The organism is Azonexus hydrophilus (genome assembly GCF_001956855.1).
In the GTDB taxonomy this organism is placed as follows: Bacteria; Pseudomonadota; Gammaproteobacteria; order Burkholderiales; family Rhodocyclaceae; genus Azonexus; species Azonexus hydrophilus_A.
The window spans coordinates 339,462-362,445 of sequence record NZ_MTHD01000003.1 but is presented as its reverse complement, the minus strand read 5'-3'; the positions used below and the strand labels follow the sequence as shown (position 1 = coordinate 362,445).

Genomic DNA, 22,984 nt, shown 5'->3' with positions numbered 1-22,984 from the left:
GCGAGGCCGATTATGCGGCAAAAGAACGGGCGCTGTCAGCCGGCAAGAAAAAGGCCCGGCGACCTTGCGGTCGACCGGGCCCTGAAGCCAGGAAAGGCTGTCTGCCTTAGGCGCGAGCAGCCTTCAGTGCGGCGTTCAACGTCGGGCTCGGACGCATCACCGCCTTGGTCTTCTCCGGATCGGCCTTGTAGTAACCGCCGATATCGACCGGCTTGCCCTGTACCGTCTTCATTTCAGCAACGATCTGACCTTCGTTGTCGGCCAGAACCTTGGCCAGCTTGCTGAAGTGGGCGGCCAGTTCGGCATCTTCTTTCTGCACTGCCAGTTCCTGTGCCCAGTACATGGCCAGGTAGAACTGCGAACCACGGTTGTCGAGCTCACCGGTCTTCGGCGACGGCGACTTGTTGTTGTCGAGCAGCTTGCCGGTTGCGGCATCCAGCGTCTTGGCCAGCAGCTTGGCGCGGGCGTTGTTTTCCTTGATGCCCAGTTCTTCCAGCGACACCGCCAGGGCCAGGAACTCGCCGAGCGAATCCCAGCGCAGGTGGTTTTCCTGCGTCAGCTGCTGCACGTGCTTCGGCGCCGAACCACCGGCACCGGTCTCGTACATGCCGCCGCCGTTCATCAGCGGAACGATCGACAGCATCTTGGCCGAGGTGCCCAGCTCCATGATCGGGAACAGGTCGGTCAGGTAGTCGCGCAGGATGTTGCCGGTCACCGAGATGGTGTCGAGGCCGCGCGCCACGCGTTCCAGCGTGAAGCGCATGGCACGGACCTGGCTCATAATGTGGATTTCCAGACCGCTGGTGTCGTGATCCTTGAGGTAGGTCTCGACCTTCTTGATCAGTTCGGCTTCGTGCGGACGGTACGGATCGAGCCAGAACACGGCCGGCATGCCGGAGTTGCGGGCGCGGGTGACGGCCAGCTTGACCCAGTCGCGGATCGGCGCGTCCTTGACCTGGCACATGCGCCAGATGTCGCCGGCTTCGACGTTCTGCGTCAGCAGCACTTCACCGCTGTTGTTATCGACGATGTTGGCGATGCCGTCTTCGGCGATTTCGAAAGTCTTGTCGTGCGAGCCGTATTCTTCGGCCTGCTGGGCCATCAGGCCGACGTTCGGGACAGTGCCCATGGTCTTCGGATCGAAGTTGCCATGCCATTTGACGAAATTGATCATCTCCTGGTAAATGCGGGCAAAGGTCGATTCCGGCATGACGCACTTGCTGTCGTACTGCTTGCCGTCGGCGCCCCACATCTTGCCGCCCTGACGGATCATCGCCGGCATGGAGGCGTCGACGATGATGTCGTTCGGCGAATGGAAATTGGTGATGCCCTTGGCCGAGTCGACCATGGCCAGACGCGGACGGTGTTCCTGGCAAGCGTGCAGGTCGCGGATGATCTCGTCGCGCTTGGATTCCGGCAGGGTCTTGATCTTCTCGTACAGATCGACCATGCCGTTATTGACGTTGATGCCCAGTTCGTCAAAGGTCTTGCCGTGCTTCTCGAAGGCTTCCTTGTAGTAGATCTTGACGCAGTGGCCGAAAACGATCGGGTGCGAGACCTTCATCATCGTCGCCTTGACGTGCAGCGAGAACAGGATGCCGGACTGGCGGCAGTCCTCCAGTTGGGCTTCGTAGAAGTCGCACAGCGCCTTCTTGCTCATGAACATCGAGTCGATGATCTCACCGGCGAGCAGGGAGAGCTTCGGTTTCAGCACGGTGGTCTTGCCACCCTTGGCGATCAGCTCCATGCGCACTTCGCGCGGCTTGTCCAGGGTCAGCGACTTTTCGCCGTGGTAGAAGTCACCATGTTCCATGTGGGAAACGTGGGTTTGCGACCACTGTTTCCATTCGCCCATCGAATGCGGGCGCTTCTTGGCGTAATTCTTGACGGCCATCGGCGCGCGGCGGTCGGAGTTGCCTTCGCGCAGCACCGGATTGACGGCGGAGCCGAGGCACTTGCCGAAGCGGGCCTTGAGCGCCTTTTCTTCGTCGCTGTTGGCCATTTCCGGATAGTCGGGGATGGCATAGCCCTTTTCCTGCAGTTCCTTGATGCAGGCCTTCAACTGCGCGACGGAAGCACTGATGTTCGGCAGCTTGATGATGTTAGTGTCGGGTTGCAGGCACTTCTTGCCCAGTTCGCCGAGCGTGTTCGGCACGCGCTGTTCTTCGGTCAGAAACTCCGGGAATTCGGCGAGCACGCGGGCGGACACCGAAATGTCGGCTTTTTCGATCTCGATGCCGGCCGGCCCGGTGAAGGTGCGGATGATCGGCAAAAAGGCACAAGTCGCCAGCAGCGGCGCCTCGTCGGTGAGCGTGTAGATGATCTTGGACTTGCCTGCGGACATGCTAACCCCTTGGTGATGGTTTTGATATGCGAGTCGACAATACGCCGACACCCTTGCGCGGTGCTTACAAAGCCTCGGGAGTATCCGCAACGACGCGCCATCGGTCAACGGTGAAATGCGGTTTCACATGGCGGAGCGCCCCGTTTTACGCCAATCCGGGTGCTAGAATCCCCGCTCCTCCGGGAGACATGACAATGAAGATTTCGGTCGGACTCTATGGCACGAACGCCCACCAGATCGCACTCGCGCTGATCCAGGGCTTCAACAAGCACTATCTGCTGTTTCGCCAGACCTGCCAGGAGGCCAGGGTACGTTTCGAAAAAGGCGACTGGCCGGCGGTGCACCGCGCGGTCCGCGAGCGCATCCGCTTCTACGACGACCGGGTCGATGAATGTGTCGACCGCCTGCGCACGGAATTCGATGCGCAAAACCTGGACGATGCAACCTGGCAGCAGGTCAAGCTGCTCTACATCGGCCTCTTGCTCAACCACAAGCAGCCGGAACTGGCCGAGACCTTCTTCAACTCGGTGACCACCAAGATCCTGCACCGGACCTATTTCCACAACGATTTCATCTTCGTCCGGCCGACCATTTCCACCGAGAACCTGGAAGGCGACGAGACTGCCACCTACCGCAGTTACTACGCCGATGCCGACGGCCTGCGCGGGGCGATTCGCGAGATCGTCCGCGACTTCCGCTGGCAGCGCCCGTTCGCCAATCTCGAACGCGACGTCAACGATGTCTATCACGCGATTCGCCGCAGCCTGAAGGAAATGCCCAGCCGCGAAGTCAATTTCCAGATCCAGGTGCTGGGCTCGGCCTTCTACCGCAACAAGGCCGCCTACATCATCGGCAAGGCAATCAACGGCGCCCACGAATACCCCTTTGCCATCCCCGTGCTGCACGACGGCGCCGGCCAGCTCTTTCTCGACACCGTGCTCCTCGATGCCTGGCGCATCGGCCTGCTGTTCTCGCTGTCGCGCGCCTATTTCATGGTGGATATGGAAGTGCCGTCCAGCTACGTGCAGTTCCTGCGCGCCATCATGCCGAACAAGCCGCGCTCCGAGATTTACATCATGCTCGGCCTGGGCAAGCAGGGGAAGACGATGTTCTTCCGCGACTTCATCTATCACCTGCACCACTCGCAGGACAAGTTCATCATGGCCCCGGGCATCCGCGGCCTGGTCATGCTGGTGTTCACGCTGCCGTCGTTCCCCTACGTATTCAAGCTGATCAAGGACGTCTTCGGCAGCTCCAAGGAAATGGACCGGGCGACGGTCAAGAAGAAGTTCCTGATGGTCAAGCAGGTCGACCGCGTCGGGCGCATGGCCGATACACTGGAATTCTCCAACGTGATGTTCCCGCTGGAACGCTTCAACGACGAAGTCCTCGATGAACTCGAACGCCTCGCGCCCTCCTGCTACGAGATCGACGGCGACCAGTTGATCATCAAGCACCTGTACATCGAGCGCCGGATGGAGCCGCTGAACATCCACCTCGAACGGATGGACAAGTCGAACAACCTCGAAGGACTGGAACACGCCATCCGCGAATACGGCAGCGCCATCCGCGAACTGGCGCAGGCCAACATCTTCCCCGGCGACATGCTGTGGAAGAACTTCGGCGTCACCCGCTATGGCCGTGTCGTTTTCTACGACTACGACGAAATCGAGTACATGACCGACATCAACTTCCGCAAGATCCCGCCAGCGCCGGATTTCGAGACGGAAATGTCGGGCGAGGTCTGGTACCCGGTGGCGCGCAACGATGTTTTTCCGGAAGAGTTCGCCACCTTCCTGCTCGGCTCGCCGCAAGTACGCAAGCTGTTCCTGAAACATCACAAGGACCTGTTGTCGCCGGCATTCTGGCAGGCGGCCCAGGCCCAGATACGGGCCGGCCATGTCGAGGATTTCTTCCCCTACCCGGAGGAATTGCGCTTCGTGAACAACCGGCCGGCGATCGACAACCCCGCCTGAAATGCGCCAGACAGGATTAATAAGCAATCCCTGATGCTTGCAGTCAGAAATCCTGACTATTGAATCATTAACAAACCCCTTATCTTTGCCTGGAAAAATTAACTCAACAATGACCCATATTCAAGGAGAGGGATAATGCCGCTGACCCTGGCGGTTGCCCGGGAAACTGCCGACGGTGAATACCGGACCGCGCTCGTTCCCGAGACAGCCAAGAAATTTGCCGCGCTGGGCGCCAAGCTCCGGATGGAGCAGAGCGCCGGTGTGCAGAGCCACTTTCTCGACCCTGACTATGTCGGCGTCGATTTCGTCAACGGCCCGAGCGAAGCCTACGCCGGCGCCCAGGTGATTTTGCGCGTTACCCCGCCGTCGACCGCAGAAATCGCGGCGATGCCGGAAGGTGCCGTGCTGATCGGCCTGCTCAAGCCGTACGAGGCCAAGGAAAGACTGGCGGCGCTGAACGCGCGCAAGATCACCGCCTTCGCGCTCGAACTGCTGCCGCGCGTCTCGCGCGCCCAGAGCATGGACGCGCTGTCGTCGCAGGGTTCCTGCGCCGGCTACCAGTGCGGCCTGATCGCCGCCGCCCGCTGCACCAAGTTCTTCCCGATGCTGACCACCGCCGCCGGCACCATCCGCCCGGCGCGCGTGCTCGTCATCGGCGCCGGCGTCGCCGGCCTGCAGGCGATCGCCACCTGCAAGCGCCTCGGCGCCATGGTCGAAGCCTACGACGTGCGCGCCGCAGCGCGTGAGCAGATCGAATCGCTCGGCGCCAAGTTCGTCGATACCGGTGTCTCGGCCGACGGCGCCGGCGGCTACGCCCGCGAACTCTCGGCCGAGGAAAAAGCCGCCCAGGCCGAAAAGCTGGCCAAGGCGGTGGCCATGGCCGACGTCGTGATCACCACCGCGGCGATTCCCGGCAAGCGGGCACCGGTGATCATCACCAACGAGATGGTCGGACGCATGAAATACGGCGCAATCATCGTCGACATGGCTGCCGAATCCGGCGGCAACTGCGTGCTAACCCAGCCCGGCGAGCACGTCATCGCCAACGACGTGAACATCCACGGCCCGCTGAACCTGCCGTCGCGGATGCCAACCCACGCCTCCGAGCTGTACGCCAAGAACCTCTACAACTTCCTGTCGCCGTGGATCAAGGACGGCGAACTCGCCATCGACTGGAGCGACGAGATCGTTGCCGGCACCCTGCTGTGCAAGGATGGCGCCACAGTTCACGCAACAGTCAAACAAGTCATGGGAGACGCCTGATGGACGGCATGCTCGCACTCTACATCTTCATGCTCGCCGCCTTCACCGGCTACGAGATCATCGCCAAGGTACCGGTGATCCTGCACACGCCGCTGATGTCCGGTTCAAACTTCATTCACGGCGTCGTCGTCGTCGGCGCAATGATCGTTCTCGGCATGGCCGAGACGGTGCTGCAACAGGCCATCGGCTTCTTCGCCGTGGCGCTCGGCGCGGCCAACGCGGCTGGTGGCTACGTTGTCACCGAACGCATGCTCGGCATGTTCAAGAAGAAGGAGGACGCGCAATGACCGCCCCCTTCTACGTCCAGGGCGCCTGGTTCGTCGGCGCTGCGTTGTTCATCTTCGGTCTCAAGGGCATGAGTTCGCCGGCTTCTGCCCGCCGTGGCATCGTCATCGCCGGTTACGGCATGCTGCTGGCGATCGCCGCGACCTTCCTCATTCCCGGCTTGCAGAACATCGGCCTGATCGCCCTGGCGCTGGTCATCGGTGGCGGTGGTGCCTGGATCTCGGCGCAGAAGGTCAAGATGACCGACATGCCGCAGATGGTTGCCATCTACAACGGCATGGGCGGCGGCGCGGCAGCGGCGATTGCTGCCGTCGAGTTCGCCAAGGGCGACATGCACGGCCTCGTTGCGACGACGCTGGCGACGCTCGGTGCGCTGATCGGCGCCGTTTCCTTCACCGGTTCCTGCGTCGCCTGGGCGAAACTGCAGGGGGTGCTGAAAAAAGCTTACCGGCTACCGGCGCAGAATGCGGTCAACGTGCTGCTGGCACTGATTTCCGTCGGCCTCGGCCTGGCCGTCATCGCGCTGGCGCCGCAACAGCCGGAACTGGTGATCGCCTTCTTCATCGTCGCACTGGTCCTCGGCCTGATCGTCACCCTGCCGATCGGCGGCGCCGACATGCCGGTGGTGATCTCGCTGTTCAATGCCTTCACCGGGCTGGCCGTGGGCTTCGAGGGCTACGTCCTCGGCAACCCGGCACTGATCATCGCCGGCATCGTCGTCGGCGCCGCCGGTACGCTACTGACGCAGTTGATGGCCAAGGCGATGAACCGGCCGATCTCCAACATCCTGTTCACCCCGCTGGTCGCCAGCGGCCCCGGTGAGGCCATCGAAGGGACGATGAAGGAACTGTCCGCGCTCGATGCGGCGGCGATGATGCGCTACGCCGGCAAGGTGGTCATCGTGCCGGGTTACGGCATGGCGGTCGCCCACGCCCAGCACAAGGTCTGGGAAATGACGTCGATCCTGGAAGAAGCCGGCGTCGAGGTGAAGTTCGCCATCCACCCGGTCGCCGGGCGCATGCCGGGGCACATGAACGTGCTGCTGGCCGAGGCCGGCGTGCCTTACGACAAGATCTTCGATCTGGAAGAAATCAACGGCGAGTTCGGCCAGACCGACGTCGCGCTGGTCATCGGCGCCAACGATGTGGTCAACCCCTCGGCGCGCACCGACAAGGCCAGCCCGATCTACGGCATGCCCATCCTCGATGCCGACAAGGCGCAGAACGTCATCGTGATCAAGCGCGGCAAGGGCACCGGCTACTCCGGCGTGGAAAATGCGCTGTTCTACACCGACAACTGCCGCATGTTGTACGGTGACGCGCAACCGATGGCCGGCGAGATCATCCAGCACCTGAAAAGCATGGGTTGAGTTGATCCAGCGCACAACCGACCCGGCGGCGATCCCCTTACAATGGGGGATTGCCGCTTCGTTTGGGATTTCGCATGAAAAGAATAGATGACCTCCTGATCCGGGGAACTGCGCTGCTGGCGCTGATCCTCTGGACCTGGTCGCTGGCCGGTTCGCCGCTGTCTACTCACTGGTTTGCCGCACTCGCCGTATTGCTGTGCGTTGGCAGCCTGCTCTCGATCCGCGAGCGCGAACGCTGGAAGTCGAAACAACAAGGCTACGTCCACGAACTGACGACGGTGATGTCCGAATACCACGTGCTTTCCAACGAGGCGATGGCCCATGCCGAGATGCAGTTCTCGTCGCTGGAAACGGAAATGCACGATGCCCAGACGCTGCTGCGCAATTCGGTCAGCCGCCTGTCCGGCAGCCTGACCGGCCTGGAGTCGCATTCGAACAGTCAGCAGGAAATCCTGCGCTCGCTGATCAGCGAAATGCTCAGCATGACCGGCTCCGACGACAGCCACGCAGCGGAACACGCGGGCCTGCAGCGTTTCTTCGACGAAACCAACGCGCTGATCGCCGAATTCGTCGGCAAGATGGACCAGTTGCGCAATACCAGCCAGGGCGTTGCCGAAAGTTTCAGCCAGATGCAGGACAAGGTGACGCGGATCACCAGTACCCTCAATGATATTTCCGGCATCACCAAGCAGACCGACCTGCTCGCCCTGAATGCCGCCATCGAAGCGGCCCGCGCCGGCGAAGCCGGCCGCGGCTTTGCCGTGGTTGCCGACGAGGTGCGGACGCTGGCTGCACGCACCGGCGAATTCAACGTCGACATCCGCAAGGCGCTGAACGACATTCTCGAATCGCTGCGCGACGTTGGTCAGCGCGTTGAAGCCGCCAGCCATATCGACCTCAGTGTCGCAGAACGCTCACGCGCCACGCTCAAGGACCTTGGCGGCGAACTGCTTGAACTGACCGACAAGGCACGCCAGCACTCCAGCAGCATCACGACGATTACCGAAAGAATGCGCGACCTGACCCAGGAAGGGGTAATGGCCATGCAGTTCGAGGACATCGTGACCCAGATGATCACCCGCATCGGCCAGCGTACCGATCACGTCGGCACCTACATGCACGCCTTCCTCAGCCTGCACAACGACCAGAGCGAGAGCGACGGCATTCAGCGCTTCCGCAAGCGCAGCCAGCGCCTGGTCGAACTGCTGGTGGATTCGCACGTCAAGTCCGACGCACTGCGCAGCAAGAGCGCTTCATCCAGCAGCCAGGGACAGAGCGACGGAGATATCGAACTCTTCTGAAACCGCTGGAAAATCGCAAAATATCGCGGTCGACCGCAACATTTCCGGATAAATCATGGGCCTGGCCGAACTCCTGGAATCCTTTGGCGAGAAAACGGTGATCACCGTCGCCGGTCTGCTGATCGGCACCCTGTTCGGCATCTTCGCCCAGCGCTCGCGTTTCTGCCTGCGCTCGGCCGTCGTCGAGTTCTGGAGTCGCCAGAGCGGCACCAAGCTGACCATCTGGCTGCTGGCGTTTTCCACCGCCGTCATCGCCACCCAGGCCTTCATCGTCGGCGGCTGGCTCGACGTTTCCCAGGCGCGCCAGCTGTCGGCGCGCGGCAGCATCTCCGGCGCCCTGGTCGGCGGCCTGCTGTTCGGTATCGGCATGATCCTCGCCCGCGGCTGCTCGTCGCGGATGCTGGTGCTGGCCGCCAACGGCAACCTGCGCGCGCTGCTCACCGGGCTGATTTTCGCAGTCACCGCCCAGGCCTCGCTGAACGGCGTGCTGTCGCCGCTGCGCATCTGGCTATCCAGTTTATGGACCATCGACGGCGGCACCCGTGACCTGCTCGCCGCAGTACATGTCGGACACATCGGCGGCATCCTGTTCGGTCTGCTGTGGCTGGCGGCCGCAATACATTTTGCCCGCCGGACGCAGTTGACCGCACGCGAATGGAGCGGTGGCATCGGCGTCGGCCTGATGGTCGCCATCGCCTGGCTGACGACCTTCGCGGTCGGCAGCAATGCCTTCGACGAGGTATTGCCGGTGCAGAGCCTGAGCTTCACCGGCCCGTCGGCCGACGTGCTGATGCTGGTCCTGTCGCCGCCCGGGCAGCCTTGGGATTTCGATATCGGACTGGTCCCCGGTGTCGTTCTCGGGTCATTTCTCGCCGCCTTGTGGGGACGTGAACTGAAGCTCGAAGGCTTCAAGGATGGATCGAGCATGCGCCGCTACATGGCCGGCGCGCTGTGCATGGGCTTCGGCGGCATGCTGGCCGGTGGCTGCGCCGTCGGCGCCGGCGTCTCCGGCGCCGCGGTCTTTGCGCTGACGGCGTGGATCTCGCTGATCGGGATGTGGGCGGGCGCCGGCCTGGCCGACGCCCTGATCGACAGGCCGGAACGCCGACTGGCGCTCCAGCCCTGAGGGCTTACTGCCCGACCGGCTTGCGCCAGCCCATGAAGGTGTAAACCAGGATTGCCGTACCAGCCAGACCGAGTCCGAAGACCAGTGCGATCAGGAACCAGTCGGCCGGGCCACCGGCGTCGGTGAAGCCCGACGACGAGACCTTGGCCATCAGCACCAGTGCCAGCGCACCGCCAACCAGCCCGGCCAGTTCGGCACGGACCAGACGCCTCGAGTTGATCGTCTTTTCCTTCAGCAACAGGCCAACAAAGGCCAGCGTACCGAGGACGATCAAGAGGATCAGCACCCACAGCAAGGGGCCGAGCATTTCCTGGAAAACGGCCAGGAAAACCAGCGGATCGAGTTCTTTCATCTTTGCATTCCTCCAGAAATCAGGCGCGACCGCGCAACATGCTGATATAGGTGGGCTTCAGGGCCATCGTCTTCATCACCCAGCTGATCCACAGTTCCTCCAGCGGCGCGATCACGCCGGGGAAGGACGGTGTCAGGTTGTCCTTGTAATCGAACTCGATGAGCATCGCCTGGCCCAGACGGGTAATCAGCGGGCATGACGTATAACCGTTGTAGACCGCCTCCGACTCCTTGCCGGCGATGCTCGCCACCAGGTGATCGACGGCCACCGGCACCTGCCATTTGACGCTGGCCGCCGTCTTGCCCTTGGGCACGCCGGCCACATCGCCAACAGCAAACACGTTGTCGTAGCGCTTGTGGCGCAGGTTGTGCTTGTCCACCTCGATCCAGCCATCCTTCGCCCAACCGCCTTCCTGCCAGGGCAGCGGACTGTTGCGCACCGAGTCCGGCGCACGCATCGGCGGGATGACATTGATGAAGTCGTACTGCAGTTCGACCGGCCCGATCGGTGTCTTGAACACAACCAGCTTCTTGCCAAGGTCGATCGACTCCAGCATCCGCTCGTAATTGACCTTGACGCCGCGCTCCTCGAACAGCATGCGCACTTTTTCATGCACGATGGGTACGCTGAACAAGGCCTTGTTGTTGGCGTTGTAGATGATCTCGGCTTTGCCGCGATTGCCACGGCGACGCAGGTAATCGTCGGTGACGAAGGTGTATTTCAGCGGTGCACCGGCACACTTCATCTCGGTCCCCGGGCGCTGGAAGACACCGACGCCGCCGGTATCGGCAAAATTCGACATGGCGCGCCAGGTGGCTTCCGCCTTGGCCGGGCTGTGATAGATGCTGCCCAGGCCGTTGTTGCCGATCTGCTCGACATCCATCCCCGGAATCGCCTCGTAATCAAGCTTGAGCCCGGTCGCCACGATCAGGAAATCGTAGGGATACGGCTTGCCGCTCTCGGTGACCACCTTGTTGCCTTCCGGATCGAACTCGACGACCCGCTCTTCGACCAGTTCGACACCGCCGGGCACATACTCGCGCGTCGTCGAAACGACGTAGGGCGATTGTTTGATGCCGGACGCCACCAGCGTGAAACCCGGCTGGTAGAAATGCTCCTTGCGCGCATCGATCAGCGTGATCTTGGCGCCGTCGAGCTTGTTTGCCAGATGCGATGCCGCTGCCAGGCCGGCCGCGCCGGCACCGGCGATGACGATACGTGCCGATGACTTGATCCGGCTCGCCGCCTGCGCCCCCCCGGGAGCGAGCAGCAGCGAACCGGCGCCAGCGGCACCGAGCATCAGGAACGAACGGCGATCCAGGGTTTTCTTCCCGGTGTCGTCCAGAATCTTGTCGAGTGCGTTCTTGTACATACTCTCTCCTTCCCTGGGTGAGCGCCGAAACGCCCGTTGCAAAATAATAAAATTAGAAAATACTAACTTTATATTCCCAAAAAAACGACCAGAATTCCCTTGCGTGGAAACTGCTGGCCGCTGTCCTGATGCCGCCAATCAGCGCGGAAAATACATCTTGCCCTTCTCCAGCTTGTAGCTCCATGGCAGGTCGGCATTACGCCAGCCGTTGACCACACGCTGCCCCTGCTTTGCCCCGGCCGAAGCACGATCACCCTCGAAGCCCTCGGGGACGCTGTACACCTTCGTGTAGCCTGCGGCCTGCAGACGATCCGCGGCTTTTGAACTGCGGTCGCCGGAACGGCACAGCAGGATCACCGGCGCGTTCTTGTCCAGGCCGAGCTCCTGCAGGCGACGGGCGATTTCCGGCACAAAATCCTGGTTGGGATCGAGCTTGTACATCGTCCGCTTCTCGTCCCAGTCGCTCATGATCTCCTGGTGCTCGACAAACGGCACCAGGGCATCGACCGTCGTCGCCATGCCGACATACATTGCCTCGGCACGGGTACGAACATCAAACAACGCAACCCCCTTGGGGTCTGCCATCTTCATGTCGTAAGCCTGCTTTGGCGTCAGGTAAAGCGCCAGCCTGGTGACCTTGATTTCGGGCAGCCTGGACCAGTCCATGCTCCCCGGCGCCCAGTCGGCGGCGAAGACACCGGCGGAAAAAGCCAGCGCAATACCGGCAACGGCGAGTTTCAGCGATTTCATAGGGCGATCCCCGGATTCTTGTCTGCGCCCTTGAGCTTCGGCATGTTCAGCGTCACCGGCTTCAAGGTCTTGACGTCACGCAGGTAGCGGGCCACGACTTCCCAGATCGGTTCGCCGGAATTCTTCGCTTCCTCCGACACCGGCGCCCAGCCAGCCACCTTGTAGTTTTTGGCCGGATCGATCAGTTGACCGCGCAACATCATGTTCTGGATACGCTGACCATTCTTCGCCGTCGGATCGCAGGTGTATTGCAGACCGCCGACGCGCACCATGTCGCCACCCTGCTGGTAGTAAGGATCGGGATTGAACAGGTTGTCGCAGACATCCTCGAGAATGGTCTTGATCATCTCGCCGCTCATGCTGGTCACCGTCGTCCATGGGTAGGTGATCGCCGTCTGGTCGAGCACGTGCTCCATCAGGATCGGCTGTCCCGGCAACAGCGAGGTACCCCAGCGGAAGCCCGGCGAGAAAGCGATTTCAGCATCTTTTTCCTTCATCAGCGCATCGACGATGACCTGATCGAAGGTGCCGTTGAAGTTGCCGCGGCGATACAGCGTGCCCTCGGTGACGGCCAGCTGCTCGTTGAGTTTCGACAGATAGGGCGCCCGCGCCTTGTCGATCAGCGCCTGCATGTCCTGGTCAGCCGGCAGCAGGTTGGCGAAGACGGGCAGCAGCTTGTAGCGGTAGCCGGCAATCTTGCCGTTCTTCACGTCGAAGTCGAGCACACCGAGATACTTGCCATTGGAGCCGGCATTGGTCACTAGCGTCTGACCGCCGGCATTCTTGACAATCACCGGCGCCGGCATGCCGTCGTGGGTGTGGCCGCCGAGGATGGCATCGATGCCCTTGACCCGCGACGCCATCTTCAGATCGACGTCCATGCCGTTGTGCGACAGCACGACGACGACCTGCGCACCCTTGGCGCGGGCTTCGTCGACGGTCTTCTGCATGTTCTCTTCCTGGATGCCGAAGCTCCAGTTCGGGGTCTGCCAGCGCGGGTTGGCGATCGGCGTGTAGGGGAAGGCCTGGCCGATGATGGCCACCGGCACGCCGTTCATGCTCTTCATGACAAACGGCTTGAAGACCGGATCACCGAAGTCGGTGGTCTTGACGTTCTGGGCGACGATATCGACGACGCCGGCGAAATCCTTTTCCTCGATTTCCTTGACCCGTTCCTCGCCATAGGTCGATTCCCAGTGCAGGGTCATGACATTGACGCCGAGTGCCTTGCAGGCATCGACCATGTCCTGCGCGTTGGACCACAGGGCGGTACCGGAGCCTTGCCAGGTATCGCCGCCGTCAAGCAGCAGCGCTCCCGGCCTGGTTGCCTTCATGCGCTTGACCAGCGTTGCCAGATGCGCAAAGCCGCCGACCTTGCCGTAGGTCTCGGCGGCTTTTTCAAAATTCAGATAGGTGTAGGCGTGCGCCTCGATGCTGTTCGGCTTGAAACCGAAATGCTTGAGCAAACGATCGCCAACCAGATGTGGCACCTTGCCGAACTGGTCGCCAAAACCGAGATTCACGCTCGGTTCGCGGAAATAGATGGGTTGCAGCTGGGCATGGCAATCGGTGATGTGCAGCAGACTGACATTGCCGAACTTCGGCAGGTCGTACAGTTTGGCCGCACCTTTCTCGGCCATCGCGAACTCGCTGTGCAGCGACATGCCACCGGCCGCGGCAACCGCCATGACCTGCAGAAATTCCCGACGATTCATGCTCATTTCTCATCCTTCAAAAAAGCCCCGGCCGGCTAACCCGGCCGGGAAAAGTCACGCAAGGTTCATTTTTTGTTGACCGGGGATGCCGGATCGAACAGGAAGGCCATCAGATGCTTCATCTGCTGTTCCGTGAGGATCTCCGCATCGCCGTTACGCGGCATGTTGCTGCAGGCATTGAAGGCCTTGGCGTTGTAGATCTTGCCCCAGGTGTACTTGATAATTTCGTCGGTACTGCCACGGACCTTGCCGTATTCCAGCAGGCTCGGCCCGATCGTGCCGTAGGACACCTCGTGGTGGCTCATCTGGTGGCAGTTGTAGCAACCACCGCCGTTGTCATGCGGCGTCTTGTCGGTCCAGGTCAGGCCACGTCCGCTGGTGGCGATCTTCTCGCCCTGCTTCCAGTCGCCAAAATACTTGCCGTCGGCAGGATAGCGGATGGTCTTCAGCTGCTCCGCCTCGATACGGGCCATTTCGGCCTTCGGCGGTTGCTTTTCCTGGGAACAGGATTTCTGGAAATCAAGCTGGTACATGCGGTGCTTGGCGGCAATCCCGTTCGTCTTGAACGAGCGGTCCATCATTGCCTTGAATTCCGCATAGGTATCCTCGCTACCGGCCCAGGCAGCCGGCAAGGCGAGCAGCAATACAGCCAGTGTACTGATCTTCTTCATGTTCGCCTCCTTAGCGCTTGATACCGGGGGTGACAACCTTGCCGCCATTGGCGGTTGCCGCCAGATAGACAGACAGGGCGATGGTCACATCAGAGCCATAGATCGGCTCGGCCGTCCGCTGCTGCCGGTAACAATCGTTCAGGCGATGCTGCATGGTCCAGAACTGGCCATTGGAAACGCGATAGGCCGGCCAACTGCCCCAACCGGCTGCAGCACCTTCCTGAGTGCGCAGGTCAGGCAGTTCCTGCATGCGGATACGCTTGCCCTGGTCGCCGTGACAAGTGGCACAGGAGAAGTCCATCGGACCAGTACGATAGTAGAAGGCCAGCTTGCCCAGCTCGTACATCTTCTTCATTTCCGGGTGGCGCGTATCCACCTTGATCTTCTGGCCGTTCGATTCGGTGACGACGTAGGCAACCAGGGCAGCCATTTTTTCTTTTTCACCCTTCAGCCATTTCGCCTCGACCACGGCTTTGGGATCCAGCCCCTGCAAGGTCTCCATGCAGGTCATCAGGCGTGTTTCCAGATCCTGAACCTTGCCGGTGTCCTTGAAGAAACGCGGCAATTGGGCAGAAGCGCCTTTGACGACACCAGCACCCAGACCGAGATCACACTTTTCCAGCGATGCATTCTTCGGTCCGCGTGGGGTTTTCCAGAGCTCTTCGCCCTCGGCGGCAACCAGTTCCGACGGATTGCCGTCAGCCAGCGCCTCGCGGTATTCGTTGATGCCGTCAAGCAACTTGTCACTGGCAGATGCGCCAAGCGGCAGACTGCCCAAAGTCGCGGCAAGGGCCAGCACAATGTATTTCTGTGGGTTCACCATGAACTCCTCCGTTCATTTTCGGTTTTTGCACCCAGCGCACGGTCTGTCGCCGATTGGCCGGGGTTCGCTCGGGCAGGCCTGCGCGTGCGCAGTGCCTGCCCATCGTCGACAACGACTCAGCCGATGGCGGCTTCGTCGGTACGGGTCTCGCCCTTGTTGTCCTTCCAGGTGATGGCGACCTTGTCGCCGGCAGCACCACCCTTGAACTTGAATGCCAGGTAGGGGTTCTTCGAGATGGCAGTGCCGAACTCGGAGGCCAGGACGACCTTGCCGTTATGGCTGGCCGTCAGTTCGGTAATGAACCACGCCGGAATGACGGCGCCGTTGGCATCCTTGCGCTGGCCGGTTTCCATTTCGTGAGCAATCAGTGCCTTGACTTCGGTAACGCCATCCTTGGTAGAGGCGCGGATCCGCATGGGCTTGGTAGCCATAGTTATCTCCTTGAATTCCTGAATGTGTTGATCGATCAGCCGCCGCAGCCGCCGAGCGTGACCTTGATTTCCTTGGTCGCCATGTAGAACTTGTCACCAGCCTTGACCAGTGCGTAGACATTCGAGGTCTGTCCCATCTTGACCCGGGTCTGCACATTAGCTTCGGTACCTTCCGGCAGCTTGAAACTGGCAGCCAGGGCATTCGGGTTCTTGTCGATCAGGATCGCGACCATGGTCGTACCAGCGATCGCGGAAGTGACGCCAACCGGCACCACAGCACCGTTCTCGGCAATATCCGGACCAGTCACCTGGACATCCTTGCTGTCGGCTGGCTGGGTAGCACCCAGGGCCTTCAGGGTATCGGCCATGCTCTTGGCTTCAAAAGCTGCCTTGTTCCAGTCAGCCAGGGCGATGCCCGGGGCAATCATGCCGGCGGCGGCCAGCGCACCGAGCACGGCGGCACCGGTACCGGTTTTAAGAACGTTACGACGTTGGTTGTTCATGACTTCTCCTCTCAAAAAATAGGGAATTACTTCGCTGCCTTGTCCGCTGCGCCTTCGACGGTGCGTACACCGCGTACGGGACCAAACGTACGGTTCTGCTCTTCCAGGTTGCCATGTGCCGTACGGGCATAATCAGGCAACACCGAACCTACTCGAACTTCCTTCTTGCAATCCTTCATGCAGGCGGTGTTCCTGACATCCGGCTTGCCGCCGTTGCCAATCCCGCCCTTGGCCGCCGCCGGACCAGGCCACATGCCGTGATCCGTAATCATGCCGTTGCGATTGGGCATAAGCTTCTGCACTTCGGCAATGTTCTTGTCCGACAGCACGAAATCGGCGGGAACGATGTCGGCCAGGTTGAGAAAATAAGCGAGGATGGCATAAACCTCGTCCGGCTTCAGCGACTTGGGTTCCGTCCACGGCATGGCACGATAGATGTAATCCCACAGCGTCGAAATCGTTGCAACCTTGGTGAAGGTCGTGCGCTGGGGAATGTCACCACTGACAAAACCGGCGACCCTGCCAGTCTTGATGTCGTCCTTGGTCGTACCGCCGATCAATGGAGTGAACACTTCATTCGACTCGCCGAAGGAGCCGTGACAAGAGGCACATTTCTCCTCGAACAGGTCGTTACCGTGACTGACCTTGCCAGAACCGGCAGGCAAACCCTTGAAATCGGGACGAACGTCAATATCCCAGGCCTTCACCTCAGCGGGCGTGGCCTGACGACCAACGCCACCGTAGTTGTCGAAGGCAAAGGCACCGGAGGCCAGTGCCGCCGTTGCCAAGGCAAGGATGGATTTAGAGAACCTGGACATTGCTGATCTCCCCGCTTTCGACCACTTTCCATGTCTGGATGGCATTGTTGTGATAGATCGACTTGGTACCGCGCACTTCACGCAGTTGGCCGTAAGCCGGCTGGACATAGCCTGTTTCGTCTACCGCCCGCGACTGCAGCATGGCCGGCTTGCCGTCCCATACCCAGTTGATGTTGAAGCGCGTCAGCGCCTTGTTCTGCACCGGACCTTCGATGCGTGCCTGCTGCCAGTTGATGCCGCCGTCGAACGAGACATCGACACGCGTAATCTTGCCGCGCCCCGACCAGGCAATCCCGGAAACGTTGTAGAAACCCTTCTCCAGGAGACGTTGACCGCCGGATGGCGTAGTGATCACCGACTTGCATTCCTGGATCGAGGTGTATTGACGATGCATGCCGTCCGGCATCAGGTCGATGTAGTGCACCGCCTCATCCTTGGTCGCGTACGGCTTGTCACCGACTTCGATGCGGCGCAGCCATTTGACCCAGGAGACGCCCTGGACACCCGGCACCACCAGACGCAGCGGGTAGCCATTTTCCGGCCGCAGCATTTCGCCGTTCATGCCGTAGGCGACAAAGACTTCACCGTTCTCGACCATTTCCATCGGGATGGTACGGGTCATCGACGAACCGTCGGCACCCTCGGCCAGCACATAGCGGGCTTTCTTGTAATCGACACCGCAATCTTCCAGCAGCAGCTTGAGCGGGACGCCGGTAAACTCCGAACAGGAGAGCATGCCATGCGTGTACTGCACGGTCGGCACGGCGACGTTGCCCCACTCGAGGCCGGTGTTGGCACCGCATTCAATGAAATGGATGCGCGACACCGACGGCAGGCGCATCAGGTCATCCATCGTGTACACCTTGGGCTTTTTCAGGAAAGCCGGATCGGAAGCATTGACCATCAGCCGGTGCACCGCCGGGTCAATATCATGCCACCCCTGATGGTGACGTTCAAAATGCAGGCCGGACGGCGTGATGATGCCGAACAGCCCCTGCAACGGCGCAAAAGAAACCGACGCCTGGCCGACACGGGCCAGACCCGGAGACTCGCGACGCAACAACTGGCTCTCGAACTTCGACGGCTGACCGTAGGGGTTGAGCGCCACCGGCATACCCAGGGTCTTGCTCCATTCCGGCAGATTGAGGATCGCCGGATCTCCCTCTGCAGCGCGTGCCGCCAAAGGCGCAGCCATCGCAGCACCGGCGGCCATGAAACTCTTGCGCAGGAAATCACGACGCCCTGCAGCAACGGCCTTGACCTGCTCTTCCGTCAGGAAGTTCTCCGGAGCGGGCCGCAAACGCCCCGGCTGTTTTGATAGATCACCCATAGAGATATTTCCCCTCCGCTTCATTGATTTCAAGTACTGCAACGCTCGGTCCTCACCCCCAGGTGCTCGCCAATGTCACGGCTGGCTACCGTGATGCTGACGGTCCTGCAGATATCGACAAAATTCGGATCGACGACGCGATAAAAGACGGAACTGCCTTCCCGCCGCCGGCCAACAACGCCAGCGCGATAAAGGATGTTCAGATGCCGTGAAATATTGGCTTGCGTCAGACCGACCTGATCGACGACTTCATGAACCGGACGCTCCTCGCCGCACAGGCAGGAGAGAATGCGCAAGCGCGTCGGATCAGCCAGCAGGCTGAAATAATGCGCTACCTGTTCGAATACTTGGGATGTCTCGTCCATGTCGTTTTTTGATCTATGTCAACAGCAATGTATAACTGAGTATTTATATAGTCAACAACTAATATTGTTGCGACGCAACATGTAATTATTTAAAAACTGCTATACCCTTCGTGCTGTACCGATGCCGACATTCCCATAAAATCCGGGCACTGTGCATATCGACAACACCTAGAGGAAGGAGAAGTTTCGATGAAAAAACTCACCCAAGTTGCTGCAGCCTGCCTGTTGGCAGCGGCCAGCACCGCCCACGCCGCGGACCCGAATCTTGGCCGCAATCTGGCGGCAACCTGCGCCAACTGTCACGGCACCAACGGCAAGGCCGTACCGGGCGCCGGCATGGACTCGCTGGCCGGGGAAAGCAAGGCCAAACTGTTGCAGAAACTTGCCGACTTCAAGAGCGGCGACAAACCCGCCTCGATCATGCATCAGATCTCCAAGGGCTACTCGGACGAGCAGCTGGCACTGATCGCCGAATACTTTGCAGCACAAAAATAAGGGGAGACGAACATGATGCTGATGAAAAGACGTGAATTCCTCAAGGCAGGCGCCGCAGCCGGTGCCATGGCCTCCCTCTACGGCTGTGCGGCCGGCAGCAAGGCCGGTGGCCATGTGGTCGTTGTCGGCGGCGGCTATGGCGGTGCAACGGTGGCAAAATACCTGCGCATGTGGAGCCAGGGCAGCGTTCAGGTCACGCTGGTGGAACGCAACCCAACCTTCATTTCCTGCCCGATTTCCAACCTGGTCATCGGTGGCACCAAGACCATGGAAGACATCACGGTCAGCTACGACAACCTGAAGAGCAAGTGGGGCGTCCGGGTTATTCAGGACGATGTCGTCGCCGTCGATGCTGCCAAGCGCTCGGTCAGGCTCGCCAAGGGCGGTGACCTGAGTTACGACCGCATCGTGTTGTCGCCCGGCATTGATTTCATGTTCGACCAGATTCCCGGACTGAACAATGCAGCGGCTCAGGAAAAAATCCTGCACGCCTGGAAGGCCGGCGCCCAGACCGTCGCCTTGCGCAAGCAACTGGAAGCCATGCCGGATGGCGGCACCTTTGCCGTGGCCATTCCGAAGGCCCCATATCGCTGCCCGCCCGGACCGTACGAGCGTGCCTGCCTGGTGGCCGATTATTTCAAGAAGAGCAAGCCCAAATCCAAGGTGGTCATTCTCGATGCCAACGAAGATGTCCAGTCCAAGAAGGGCCTGTTCATGAAAGCCTGGGCCGACCTTTACAAGGGCACCCTGGAATATCGTCCGAACAGCGAAGTCAAGGATGTCGACGTTGCCACCAACACGGCCATCCTCGAATTCGACAAGTTCAAGGCCGACGTACTGAACGTGATCCCGCCCCACCGTGCCGGCAGCATCGCCAGCCAGTCCGGCATCAAGCTGATCAACAACCGCTGGGTGGACATCAACTGGCTGTCGATGGAATCGACGAGCACGCCGGGCGTACATGTTCTCGGCGATGCTGTCTTCCCGGCGCCAACCATGCCGAAATCAGGGCACATGGCCAACCAGCACGGCAAGCTGGCTGCAGCAGCCATCCTCAACCTGCTGGCCGGACAGGAACCGAACCCGGCGCCGGTGGTGATGAATACCTGCTACAGCTTCGTCGATGCCAAAAACGTCATCCACGTCGCCTCCGTCCACCAGTACGACGCCGCCACCAAACTGGTTCAGCCGGTCAAGGGCGCGGGCGGTATATCTGCTGCCCGTAACGAACTGGAAGGCAAAGCCGCGATGGGCTGGGCAAAGAATATCTGGGCCGACATGCTGGCCTGATCTTCACCGGCAAAACAAAAAGGCCGCCCAAGGGCGGCCTTTTTTCATCACGAAAACGCTCAGTCCAGCGTCGCGATATAAGCGGCAACCGCGTGTCTTTCCAGTTCGGAAAGTTTGGAAGCAACGGTGTGCATGACCGCGTTGTCATTGGTCCGCTCGCGCGTATTGAACATCTTGATCTGGTCCTCGGTATACCGCGGATGCTGCCCCGCCAGGCGTGGCAACTGCGGCGTCCCATGGCCTTTGGCGCCATGGCAACTGGCGCAACTGGGCAAGCCGGTGAATTGATTGCCGCGGTGAAAGACAAATTTGCCGACAGCCACCAGTTCCGCATCGCGGACCTCACGACCGGCGACCTGCTTGGCCTCGAAGAAGACACCCAGGGCCTTCATTTCCGCCGGCGTCAGCTCCTCGGCCTGAGGCTTCATGGTGTCGCTCTTGCGTTTGCCCGACTTGAACTCGGACAACTGCTTGGCCGTATATTCCCAGTGCTGCCCGGCGAGACGCGGAAAAACGGCACTGGCAGCCTCGCCTTCCATGCCGTGGCAAAGAAAGCAGCGACCGGACACAATTTCCTCGGCACGCGCCAGATCGACCTTGTCAGCGGCCAGAACCGGCAGCACACAAGAAACCGAGAGCAGCAACCCGGCCACACCTGAAAACATTTTTTTCATGACTCCCCCGCATTCCGATTCAAAAGAAGATCATTAAATCGTAATTTGCTTACATCGCGCTTTCAAGCCCCTCAGGCATGTCCGGTGCTGCCGAAGCCGCCCTCACCGCGGTCACTGGAAGAAAACTCATCGACCACGTTGAACCCGACCTGCAACACAGGAACGACCACCAACTGGGCAATACGCTCCAGTGGCGAAATGGTGAACGCCTGCTGCCCCCGATTCCAGACCGATACCATCAATTGCCCCTGGTAGTCGCTGTCAATCAGACCAACCAGGTTGCCGAGGACAATGCCGTGCTTGTGACCAAGCCCTGACCGCGGCAGGATCATCGCGGCCAGGCCCGGGTCCGCCAGATGAATGGCCATGCCGGTCGGCACCAGCACGGTCTGGCCAGGGGAAAGCTCAAGCGGCGCATCCAGGCAGGCGCGCAGGTCCAGGCCCGCCGAGCCCGGTGTTGCATAGTGCGGCGGGGTTTCCTTCAGGCGCGGGTCGAGGATCTTGACGTCGATATGATGCATTACTGTTTTCCTGTGAGTTTGACGACATGTTCGATGAGTTGCCTGGCCAGCACTTCCTTGCTGGCTGGTGTCAGCGGATGGCTGCCGTTGTCGTCGAACAGCACCAGCCGGTTATCGTCACCGCCGAAACCATCCTGGATGAGGTTGCCGGCGATCAACGGAATATTCTTCTTGCGCCGTTTGGCTTGTGCATAATCTTCCAGGTTACGGCTTTCAGCGGCGAATCCGACGCAGAAAGGACCGTCCGGCAGGGCAGCAACCTCCGCCAGGATATCCGGGTTTTCAATCAACTCAATGGCTGGCACACCGCCGTGATCCTTCTTCAGCTTGTGCTCGGCTGCGTTGGCCACGCGGTAATCAGCAACGGCAGCAACCGCGATGAAGATATCTGATTGAGCGGCCCGGGCCATCACCGCCGCATGCATGTCGAGCGCACTGCGGACATTGATGCGGTCAACACCCTGCGGCACCGGAAAACCAACCGGTCCCGACACCAGCGTCACCGCCGCCCCCGCCTGCCGGGCGGCCCGCGCCACGGCATAGCCCATCCGCCCGGACGACAAGTTGGTGATGCCGCGGACCGGATCAATCGCCTCGAAAGTCGGCCCCGCAGTAATCAATACCCGGCGACCAGCCAACGATTTGGGGACAAAGAAGGAAAGCACCTGCTCGAGAATTTCGTCAGCTTCGAGCATGCGCCCAGGCCCGGTCTCGCCGCAGGCCTGATCACCGCTCGCCGGCCCGAGGATACCGACCCCGTCAGCGACGAGTTGGCCGACATTACGTTGCGTCGCAGGGTTTTCCCACATCTGCCGGTTCATCGCCGGCGCCACCAGCAGCGGACAGTCACGCGCCAGCACCATCGTTGCCAGCAAATCATCAGCCATGCCATTCGCCACTCGGGCCAGAAAATCGGCCGATGCCGGCGCGACCAGAATCAGGTCGGCGCGGCGCGACAGGTCGATATGCGCCATGGCGTTCGGCATCCGGGCATCCCACTGGTCAACGTATACAGGCTTGCCGGACAGTGCCTGGAAGGTTGTCGGGGTTACGAAATGCGTAGCGCCCTCGGTCATCGCCACCTGGACATCAGCTCCCTGCTTTCCCAGCAATCTGACGAGCTCTGCTGCCTTGTATGCGGCTATGCCTCCGGTGACACCAACAACGATGCGCTTGCCATTTAATTCCATAGTCATATTCGCTAAAATGA

The 22,984-nt window shown here is 60.7% G+C and carries 23 protein-coding genes; 8 read left to right on the top strand and 15 right to left on the bottom strand.

What is annotated here, in order from left to right; translation table 11 throughout:
* Positions 1-106: 106 nt before the first annotated feature.
* Positions 107-2,344, bottom strand: coding sequence for an NADP-dependent isocitrate dehydrogenase (locus BJN45_RS10440; protein ID WP_076094931.1), 2,238 nt, complete (start codon positions 2,342-2,344; stop codon positions 107-109).
* A gap of 194 nt (positions 2,345-2,538) precedes the next feature.
* Here BJN45_RS10440 and aceK point away from each other — a divergent pair, with 194 nt between their 5' ends.
* The 6 genes from aceK to BJN45_RS10410 all read left to right on the top strand — a co-directional run bounded on the left by aceK (position 2,539) and on the right by BJN45_RS10410 (position 9,664).
* Entirely contained in the window at positions 2,539-4,320 is a 1,782-nt protein-coding gene (gene aceK / locus BJN45_RS10435; protein WP_076094929.1) for a bifunctional isocitrate dehydrogenase kinase/phosphatase, read from the top strand.
* Positions 4,321-4,455: 135 nt separating this feature from the next.
* Positions 4,456-5,583 (top strand): NAD(P) transhydrogenase subunit alpha, encoded by a 1,128-nt coding sequence (locus tag BJN45_RS10430; protein ID WP_076094927.1) that lies wholly within the window; start codon positions 4,456-4,458, stop codon positions 5,581-5,583.
* Complete coding sequence (locus tag BJN45_RS10425; protein ID WP_170873072.1) at positions 5,583-5,870, top strand: NAD(P) transhydrogenase subunit alpha; 288 nt, start codon at positions 5,583-5,585, stop codon at positions 5,868-5,870. The genes BJN45_RS10430 and BJN45_RS10425 overlap by 1 nt, the downstream gene beginning before the upstream one ends.
* Positions 5,867-7,237: an NAD(P)(+) transhydrogenase (Re/Si-specific) subunit beta gene (locus BJN45_RS10420; RefSeq protein ID WP_076094924.1), complete on the top strand. Its 1,371-nt coding sequence runs from the start codon at positions 5,867-5,869 to the stop codon at positions 7,235-7,237. Before BJN45_RS10425 ends, BJN45_RS10420 begins: the two co-directional genes overlap by 4 nt.
* 74 nt (positions 7,238-7,311) lie before the next feature.
* Positions 7,312-8,538, top strand: a complete 1,227-nt coding sequence (locus BJN45_RS10415) for a methyl-accepting chemotaxis protein (protein ID WP_076094922.1) — start codon at positions 7,312-7,314, stop codon at positions 8,536-8,538.
* A 55-nt stretch (positions 8,539-8,593) separates the two neighbouring features.
* Positions 8,594-9,664, top strand: a complete 1,071-nt coding sequence (locus tag BJN45_RS10410; protein WP_076094920.1) for a YeeE/YedE family protein — start codon at positions 8,594-8,596, stop codon at positions 9,662-9,664.
* Between the two features lie 4 nt (positions 9,665-9,668).
* Here BJN45_RS10410 and BJN45_RS10405 read toward each other — a convergent pair whose 3' ends face one another.
* The 11 genes from BJN45_RS10405 to BJN45_RS10355 all read right to left on the bottom strand — a co-directional run bounded on the left by BJN45_RS10405 (position 9,669) and on the right by BJN45_RS10355 (position 18,794).
* Complete coding sequence (locus BJN45_RS10405) at positions 9,669-10,016, bottom strand: DUF5368 domain-containing protein (RefSeq protein ID WP_076094918.1); 348 nt, start codon at positions 10,014-10,016, stop codon at positions 9,669-9,671.
* A 19-nt stretch (positions 10,017-10,035) separates the two neighbouring features.
* On the bottom strand, positions 10,036-11,388 hold the full coding sequence (locus BJN45_RS10400) for an NAD(P)/FAD-dependent oxidoreductase (protein WP_076094916.1): 1,353 nt from the start codon (positions 11,386-11,388) through the stop codon (positions 10,036-10,038).
* Positions 11,389-11,526: 138 nt separating this feature from the next.
* Positions 11,527-12,138 (bottom strand): rhodanese-like domain-containing protein, encoded by a 612-nt coding sequence (locus BJN45_RS10395; RefSeq protein ID WP_076094914.1) that lies wholly within the window; start codon positions 12,136-12,138, stop codon positions 11,527-11,529.
* Positions 12,135-13,859: a thiosulfohydrolase SoxB gene (soxB, locus tag BJN45_RS10390; RefSeq protein ID WP_076094912.1), complete on the bottom strand. Its 1,725-nt coding sequence runs from the start codon at positions 13,857-13,859 to the stop codon at positions 12,135-12,137. Before soxB ends, BJN45_RS10395 begins: the two co-directional genes overlap by 4 nt.
* A gap of 59 nt (positions 13,860-13,918) precedes the next feature.
* Positions 13,919-14,524, bottom strand: a complete 606-nt coding sequence (gene soxX, locus BJN45_RS10385) for a sulfur oxidation c-type cytochrome SoxX (protein WP_076094910.1) — start codon at positions 14,522-14,524, stop codon at positions 13,919-13,921.
* A gap of 10 nt (positions 14,525-14,534) precedes the next feature.
* Complete coding sequence (gene soxA, locus BJN45_RS10380; RefSeq protein WP_076094907.1) at positions 14,535-15,347, bottom strand: sulfur oxidation c-type cytochrome SoxA; 813 nt, start codon at positions 15,345-15,347, stop codon at positions 14,535-14,537.
* A gap of 116 nt (positions 15,348-15,463) precedes the next feature.
* Complete coding sequence (gene soxZ / locus BJN45_RS10375; protein ID WP_240494545.1) at positions 15,464-15,778, bottom strand: thiosulfate oxidation carrier complex protein SoxZ; 315 nt, start codon at positions 15,776-15,778, stop codon at positions 15,464-15,466.
* A gap of 35 nt (positions 15,779-15,813) precedes the next feature.
* Positions 15,814-16,281 carry a thiosulfate oxidation carrier protein SoxY gene (soxY, locus tag BJN45_RS10370; protein ID WP_076094904.1) on the bottom strand — a complete coding sequence of 156 codons (468 nt, stop codon included), beginning with the start codon at positions 16,279-16,281 and terminating at the stop codon, positions 15,814-15,816.
* 26 nt (positions 16,282-16,307) lie between these two features.
* Positions 16,308-17,099, bottom strand: a complete 792-nt coding sequence (locus BJN45_RS10365; RefSeq protein WP_139326334.1) for a c-type cytochrome — start codon at positions 17,097-17,099, stop codon at positions 16,308-16,310.
* A complete protein-coding gene (soxC, locus tag BJN45_RS10360) occupies positions 17,083-18,429 on the bottom strand; it encodes a sulfite dehydrogenase (protein ID WP_076094903.1) in 1,347 nt (448 codons plus the stop codon). The genes BJN45_RS10365 and soxC overlap by 17 nt, the downstream gene beginning before the upstream one ends.
* 29 nt (positions 18,430-18,458) lie before the next feature.
* The gene (locus BJN45_RS10355) at positions 18,459-18,794 is read right to left on the bottom strand and encodes an ArsR/SmtB family transcription factor (protein ID WP_076094899.1); all 336 of its coding nucleotides are present in this window, start codon (positions 18,792-18,794) and stop codon (positions 18,459-18,461) included.
* Positions 18,795-18,983: 189 nt separating this feature from the next.
* Here BJN45_RS10355 and BJN45_RS10350 point away from each other — a divergent pair, with 189 nt between their 5' ends.
* Complete coding sequence (locus BJN45_RS10350) at positions 18,984-19,289, top strand: c-type cytochrome (RefSeq protein ID WP_076094897.1); 306 nt, start codon at positions 18,984-18,986, stop codon at positions 19,287-19,289.
* Between the two features lie 12 nt (positions 19,290-19,301).
* Positions 19,302-20,579 (top strand): NAD(P)/FAD-dependent oxidoreductase, encoded by a 1,278-nt coding sequence (locus BJN45_RS10345; protein WP_205750570.1) that lies wholly within the window; start codon positions 19,302-19,304, stop codon positions 20,577-20,579.
* A 59-nt stretch (positions 20,580-20,638) separates the two neighbouring features.
* Here BJN45_RS10345 and BJN45_RS10340 read toward each other — a convergent pair whose 3' ends face one another.
* The 3 genes from BJN45_RS10340 to coaBC form a co-directional block, all read right to left on the bottom strand.
* Complete coding sequence (locus BJN45_RS10340) at positions 20,639-21,253, bottom strand: c-type cytochrome (protein WP_076094895.1); 615 nt, start codon at positions 21,251-21,253, stop codon at positions 20,639-20,641.
* A gap of 71 nt (positions 21,254-21,324) precedes the next feature.
* Positions 21,325-21,774 (bottom strand): dUTP diphosphatase, encoded by a 450-nt coding sequence (dut, locus tag BJN45_RS10335; protein WP_076094893.1) that lies wholly within the window; start codon positions 21,772-21,774, stop codon positions 21,325-21,327.
* Complete coding sequence (gene coaBC, locus BJN45_RS10330) at positions 21,774-22,964, bottom strand: bifunctional phosphopantothenoylcysteine decarboxylase/phosphopantothenate--cysteine ligase CoaBC (RefSeq protein WP_076094891.1); 1,191 nt, start codon at positions 22,962-22,964, stop codon at positions 21,774-21,776. Before coaBC ends, dut begins: the two co-directional genes overlap by 1 nt.
* Between the last annotated feature and the right edge of the window lie 20 nt (positions 22,965-22,984).

Bases quoted from the DNA above. Each gene is read 5' to 3' on its own strand.
- BJN45_RS10440 (WP_076094931.1), bottom strand. From the start codon at position 2,344: ATGTCCGCAGGCAAGTCCAAGATCATCTACACGCTCACCGACGAGGCG.
- aceK (WP_076094929.1), top strand. From the start codon at position 2,539: ATGAAGATTTCGGTCGGACTCTATGGCACGAACGCCCACCAGATCGCA.
- BJN45_RS10430 (WP_076094927.1), top strand. From the start codon at position 4,456: ATGCCGCTGACCCTGGCGGTTGCCCGGGAAACTGCCGACGGTGAATAC.
- BJN45_RS10425 (WP_170873072.1), top strand. From the start codon at position 5,583: ATGGACGGCATGCTCGCACTCTACATCTTCATGCTCGCCGCCTTCACC.
- BJN45_RS10420 (WP_076094924.1), top strand. From the start codon at position 5,867: ATGACCGCCCCCTTCTACGTCCAGGGCGCCTGGTTCGTCGGCGCTGCG.
- BJN45_RS10415 (WP_076094922.1), top strand. From the start codon at position 7,312: ATGAAAAGAATAGATGACCTCCTGATCCGGGGAACTGCGCTGCTGGCG.
- BJN45_RS10410 (WP_076094920.1), top strand. From the start codon at position 8,594: ATGGGCCTGGCCGAACTCCTGGAATCCTTTGGCGAGAAAACGGTGATC.
- BJN45_RS10405 (WP_076094918.1), bottom strand. From the start codon at position 10,016: ATGAAAGAACTCGATCCGCTGGTTTTCCTGGCCGTTTTCCAGGAAATG.
- BJN45_RS10400 (WP_076094916.1), bottom strand. From the start codon at position 11,388: ATGTACAAGAACGCACTCGACAAGATTCTGGACGACACCGGGAAGAAA.
- BJN45_RS10395 (WP_076094914.1), bottom strand. From the start codon at position 12,138: ATGAAATCGCTGAAACTCGCCGTTGCCGGTATTGCGCTGGCTTTTTCC.
- soxB (WP_076094912.1), bottom strand. From the start codon at position 13,859: ATGAGCATGAATCGTCGGGAATTTCTGCAGGTCATGGCGGTTGCCGCG.
- soxX (WP_076094910.1), bottom strand. From the start codon at position 14,524: ATGAAGAAGATCAGTACACTGGCTGTATTGCTGCTCGCCTTGCCGGCT.
- soxA (WP_076094907.1), bottom strand. From the start codon at position 15,347: ATGGTGAACCCACAGAAATACATTGTGCTGGCCCTTGCCGCGACTTTG.
- soxZ (WP_240494545.1), bottom strand. From the start codon at position 15,778: ATGGCTACCAAGCCCATGCGGATCCGCGCCTCTACCAAGGATGGCGTT.
- soxY (WP_076094904.1), bottom strand. From the start codon at position 16,281: ATGAACAACCAACGTCGTAACGTTCTTAAAACCGGTACCGGTGCCGCC.
- BJN45_RS10365 (WP_139326334.1), bottom strand. From the start codon at position 17,099: ATGTCCAGGTTCTCTAAATCCATCCTTGCCTTGGCAACGGCGGCACTG.
- soxC (WP_076094903.1), bottom strand. From the start codon at position 18,429: ATGGGTGATCTATCAAAACAGCCGGGGCGTTTGCGGCCCGCTCCGGAG.
- BJN45_RS10355 (WP_076094899.1), bottom strand. From the start codon at position 18,794: ATGGACGAGACATCCCAAGTATTCGAACAGGTAGCGCATTATTTCAGC.
- BJN45_RS10350 (WP_076094897.1), top strand. From the start codon at position 18,984: ATGAAAAAACTCACCCAAGTTGCTGCAGCCTGCCTGTTGGCAGCGGCC.
- BJN45_RS10345 (WP_205750570.1), top strand. From the start codon at position 19,302: ATGATGCTGATGAAAAGACGTGAATTCCTCAAGGCAGGCGCCGCAGCC.
- BJN45_RS10340 (WP_076094895.1), bottom strand. From the start codon at position 21,253: ATGAAAAAAATGTTTTCAGGTGTGGCCGGGTTGCTGCTCTCGGTTTCT.
- dut (WP_076094893.1), bottom strand. From the start codon at position 21,774: ATGCATCATATCGACGTCAAGATCCTCGACCCGCGCCTGAAGGAAACC.
- coaBC (WP_076094891.1), bottom strand. From the start codon at position 22,964: ATGGAATTAAATGGCAAGCGCATCGTTGTTGGTGTCACCGGAGGCATA.